Consider the following 4,804-nt stretch of genomic DNA (forward strand, 5'->3'; position numbering starts at 1 on the left):
GTTTGTCCCCCCCCCCCCGCGCACTGGGGCCCGGGGCGGGGTGCGGACGGGCGGTGGTCAGCCCTTCACGGCGCCGGTGAGGCCCCCGACGATGCGCCGCTCGAACAGCGAGAAGAAGACGAGCGCGGGGATCATCGACAGGGAGGTGAAGGCGAGCACACGGGCGGTGTCCACGGAGTACTGCGACGCGAACGCCTGCACGCCCAGCGGGAGCGTGTACGACGTCTCGTCGTTGAGGATGAAGAGCGGGAGCATGTAGCTGTTCCAGCTCGCGACGAACGCGAGGATCCCCACGGTGATGACGCCCGGCAGCGACAGCGGCACGACCATGCGGAAGAAGAAGCCCAGCCGGCTCGCCCCGTCGATCGACGCCGCCTCCTCGATCTCGCGCGGGATCGCGCGCAGGAACGGGACGAGGATGATGACGGTCGTCGGGAGCGCGAACGCGATCTGCGGGAGCACGAGCCCGCCCACGGAGTTCATCAGCCCGAGCGAGCGGATCATGATGTACAGCGGGGTGATCGCGACGGTCATGGGGAACATGAGCCCCGCCGCGAACAGCGCGTACAGCGCCCCGCGCCCCACGAACGAGTAGCGCGCGATGACGTAGCTCGCCATGAGACCGAGGACGACGACCCCGAGGGTCGTGAGGAGCCCGGCCACGAGCGAGTTCCCGAGCTGCTGCCAGAACAGCGAGCTCGTCAGGACCCCGACGTAGTTCTCGATCTGCCACGGGTCGGGCAGGCCCGACGGGTCGGCCGTGATCTGCGCGTTCGTGCGGAACCCGCCCACCACGATGTACGCGATCGGGGCGAGGCAGACGCCCACGAGCAGCCACGCCACCACGTAGGTCAGGGGGCCGCCCCGGCCGATGCCGGAGCCGCGCGGCTCCTTCGGGGTCTGGACGCCGGCGGCACGCTCGGGCGCGGGTGCGGCGGTGACGGTGGCCATCACTTCTTCCCTTCCGTGATCGCGCCCGCGGTGTCACGGCGCAGGACGTACCGCTGGTAGACGAGCGCCACCGCGAGGGAGATGAGGAACAGCACCACGGCGACCGCGCTGCCGAACCCGTAGTTCCCCGCGTTGCGGCCGTTCGCCACCATGTAGGTCGCCATGGTCGACGTCCCCGCCGTCGAGGCCACGTACTGGCCCCAGATGATGTAGACGAGGTCGAAGAGCTGGAGCGAGCCGATGATCGACAGGAACGCCCAGATGCGGACGGTCGGGCCGAGCAGCGGGAGGGTGACGTAGCGCTGCGTCTTCCAGTACGACGCGCCGTCGATCGCCGCGGCCTCGCCCAGCTCGTCGGGGATGCCCTGCAGGCCCGCGAGGAAGAGGATCACGGCGAAGCCGATGTACTTCCACGTGATGATGAGCAGGAGGGTCCAGATCGCGACGTCGGGGTCGGCGAGCCAGTCGACCGAGAGGAACCCGAGACCGATCTTGTCGAGCAGGTCGTTCACGGCGCCCGTGGTCGCGAGCATGAGGCTGAAGCCCGTCCCCACGATCACCTCGGACACCACGTACGGCACGAACACGAGCACCCGGATCACCGAGCGGCCGCGGATGCGCCGGTTGAGCATGAGCGCCACGACCACGGCGACCGGGCCCTGCAGCACGAGCGACATCACGACGATGAACGCGTTGTGCCGCAGCGCCGCGAGGAACTCGGGGTCGCGGAAGATGATGAGGTAGTTCTCCAGCCCGACGAAGTCCGTCGGCGGGCCGAAGCCCTTCCACTTGAAGAACCCGTAGTACGCCGCCATCACCACGGGGACGATGACGAAGGTCAGGAAGACGACGAGCGCGGGCCCGGCGAGCACCGCGATCTCGGCTCGCTGGGCCCAACGGCCGCCGCGCGGGGGGCGCCGCGCGGCGACCGGGGCGGCCGGGGGCGTCGTGACGCCGCCCCCGGCCCGGTCCTCGGGCGTCGTCGTGCTCGGCGAGATCTCGCCCTGGGACACGTTCATGGAAGGTGCTACTCCTTGGCGGCCGCGTCGTTGACGGCGGTGACGATGTCCTCGGGAGTGCCCTGGCCGGCGAGCAGGTTGACGACGGCCGTGTTCAGCGCGTTCCCGATGTTCTGGCCGTAGAGCGTGTCGAGCCAGACGGAGACGTACGGCGCCTCGTTGTACGCCTCGAGGATCGAGACGAGGGCCGGGTCGACGACGGCGGCCTGCGCCTCCTTGCTCGCGGGCAGCGTCTGGAACGCGGTGGCGTAGGCCTCCTGCGACTCCTTCGACATGGCGTAGTTGAGGAAGTCGGCGCACGCGTCCGGGGCGTCCACGTAGCACGAGTAGCCGTCGACGCCGCCCATCATCGCGCCGGGCTCGCCGTCACCGCCCTCGACCTCGGGGAACGGGAACCACTGGAGGTCGGGCAGCGGCTTCTCGTCCGGCGTGAGGGACGCGATGACGCCCGGGTCCCACGCGCCCATGAGCTCCATCGACGCCTGGTGGTTCGCGAGCAGGCCGGCCGACGAGCCGGCGCCCTGCTGCGCGGACGTGGTGAGGAAGCCCTCGTTGAACGGCTCGGTCGCCGCGAAGTCCGCGAGCGCGTTGCCGGCGTCGAGCCAGCACGGGTCGTCGAAGGTCCGCGTCTCGGCGGCCTCGTTCATCGCGTCCTGGGAGCAGTACCGGAGCGCGAAGAAGTAGTACCAGTGCGCGGCGGGCCACGCGTCCTTGGCGCCGAGCGCGATGGGCGCGATGCCGGCGGCCTTGAGCTGCTCGGTCGCCGCCTCGAGGTCGGCGATCGTCCCGGGGGTCTCGGTGATGCCGGCCTGCTCGAAGAGCTCGGTGCTGTAGAACATGCCGCCGGGCAGGATCGACACCGGCATGCCGTAGACCTTGCCGTCGACCGAGAGCGCGCTCAGCGACCCGCCGACCGCCTCCTTGACCGCCGGGTCGATGAGGTCGGTCAGGTCCTTGACCTGACCCGCCTCGACGACGTCCGCGAGCTTGCCGCCGCCGCGCGCCATGAAGATGTCGGGGGCGTCACCCGAGTTCAGCGCGGTCTGGAGCTTGCCGTCCATGTCCTCGTTCTGGATGGCCTGGATCTTGATCGTCACGCCGGGGTTCTCGTCCTCGAACGCCGCGGCCGTGGTCTTCCAGTACTCCATGCCGGGGCCGGTCGTGGAGTTGTGCCAGAACGTCAGGGTGACGTCGCCGTCCTCCGTGCCGGACCCCCCTCCGCCGCCACAGGCCGAGAGCGCCATCGCACTCGCCACCAGCGCGGCCGATGCCGCCAGGAACTTCCGAGACCTCATGATTCGTCCTCTTCGTCGAGCCGCACGGGCGCGCGCTCCGTCGAGCGCGCCGGGCCGCCCCCGCGTCGGGGCCGCCAGAGCGACTCTCGCAAACGCAGGGCCAGCCTGTCAATCGTTATCGATAACGTTTTACACACGATGTGGCGGGCACGATCGACCCGCGCGGCCGCGGGAGTGCGGGCGCGGCCCACGACGCGTCGGCGGTCCGGGCCGCGCGCCCGGCGGGGCGCCGCCGAGGCGTCGCATCACGGGCTACTGTCTCCCCATGCGCTCCACGGGAAGAGTCACGATCGGCGATGTCGCGCGCACCGCCGGCGTCTCCGTCGCGACCGTCTCCAAGGTGATCAACGGTCGCTACGGCGTCGCCCTGGAGACCTCCCGGCACGTCCAGGAGATCATCGACCAGCTCGGGTACGAGTCGTCCATCGTCGCGCGCAGCCTGCGCAGCCGTCGCACCAACGTCATCGGCATCCTGGTCGCCGAGTTCGAGCCGTTCTCGACCGAGCTGCTCAAGGGCATCTCGGACGCGGTCGACGGCACCGGCTACGAGCTCCTCGCCTACTCCGGCGGGCTACGCCGCGACGACCGCGTGGGCTGGGAGCAGCGCTACCTCTCGCGGCTCGGCGGCACGCTGATCGACGGCGCCATCCTCGTCACGCCGACCGTCGTCGCGCCCGGCAACTCCATCCCGGTCGTCGCCGTCGATCCGCACCGCGGCCCGTCGGGCCCGCCGACCGTCGACTCCGACAACCTCGCCGGCGCGCGCGCCGCGACCGAGCACCTGCTCTCCCTCGGCCACCGCCGCATCGGCTTCCTCGCCGGCCGCCCCGACCTCGAGTCCGCGCGCCTGCGCGAGCAGGGGTACCGCGACGCGCTCGCCGACGCCGGCATCCCCTTCGACCCCGACCTCGTCCGCGTCGGTGGCTACCGCCCCGACCTCGCGGACTCCCCCGCGCACGAGCTCCTCTCCCTCCCCGACCGGCCCACGGCGATCTTCGCCGCGAACGACCTGTCCGCCATCCGCACCATGGAGGTCGCCGCCGAGCTCGGCCTGCGCGTGCCCGACGACGTGTCCGTCGTCGGGTTCGACAACGTCCCCGAGTCGGCCCTCACCACCCCGCCCCTGACGACCGTCGACCAGCCGATCCACCGCATGGGCGCCGAGGCCCTGCGCCTCATCGTCGACCTCGTCGAGGGCAACCCCCGCGAGCCCCACCTCCGCCTCCCCACGACCCTCGTCGTCCGCGGCACCACCCGGGCCCTCTGACCCCACCGCCCGCGAGCGAACCCCGGTCGCACGCGAGAGAAAGGCGGTCCGCCGAGGCAGAGCCCTGGTCACCCGAGGTAGAGCCGAGGCCACGCGAGGTAGAGCCGTGGTTGGGCGAGGTAGAGCCCTGGTGGGCCGAAAGAGATCCCTAGCCACGAGGCGTGCGGTCGCCCGGGCGAGCGAGGACCTGGGTGAGACGGCGTAGGGCGGGGTGGGTGGTGGTGCCGCGTCGTGGTCGGGCCTGGCGGGAGCCGCGAGGAACGAGCGGCGGA

The 4,804-nt window shown here is 71.2% G+C and carries 4 protein-coding genes; 1 reads left to right on the forward strand and 3 read right to left on the reverse strand.

Translation table 11 applies throughout. The features are described 5' to 3' along the window. Positions 1–57: 57 nt before the first annotated feature. From ABWU78_RS20755 to ABWU78_RS20765, 3 genes are read right to left on the reverse strand one after another with little or no spacing between them, the layout of a single operon-like run. Complete coding sequence (locus ABWU78_RS20755) at positions 58–951, reverse strand: carbohydrate ABC transporter permease (protein ID WP_253054128.1); 894 nt, start codon at positions 949–951, stop codon at positions 58–60. Next, positions 951–1,970 carry a carbohydrate ABC transporter permease gene (locus ABWU78_RS20760; RefSeq protein ID WP_353708296.1) on the reverse strand — a complete coding sequence of 340 codons (1,020 nt, stop codon included), beginning with the start codon at positions 1,968–1,970 and terminating at the stop codon, positions 951–953. Before ABWU78_RS20760 ends, ABWU78_RS20755 begins: the two co-directional genes overlap by 1 nt. 8 nt (positions 1,971–1,978) lie before the next feature. After that, positions 1,979–3,265 carry an extracellular solute-binding protein gene (locus ABWU78_RS20765; RefSeq protein WP_353708295.1) on the reverse strand — a complete coding sequence of 429 codons (1,287 nt, stop codon included), beginning with the start codon at positions 3,263–3,265 and terminating at the stop codon, positions 1,979–1,981. Between the two features lie 265 nt (positions 3,266–3,530). Between ABWU78_RS20765 and ABWU78_RS20770 the strand changes: the two genes are divergently transcribed. Then, entirely contained in the window at positions 3,531–4,532 is a 1,002-nt protein-coding gene (locus ABWU78_RS20770; protein WP_253054134.1) for a LacI family DNA-binding transcriptional regulator, read from the forward strand. The last annotated feature ends 272 nt before the right edge of the window (positions 4,533–4,804 follow it).

The sequence above is a fragment of the Cellulosimicrobium sp. CpK407 genome (assembly GCF_051844275.1).
Lineage (GTDB): Bacteria > Actinomycetota > Actinomycetes > Actinomycetales > Cellulomonadaceae > Cellulosimicrobium > Cellulosimicrobium cellulans_G.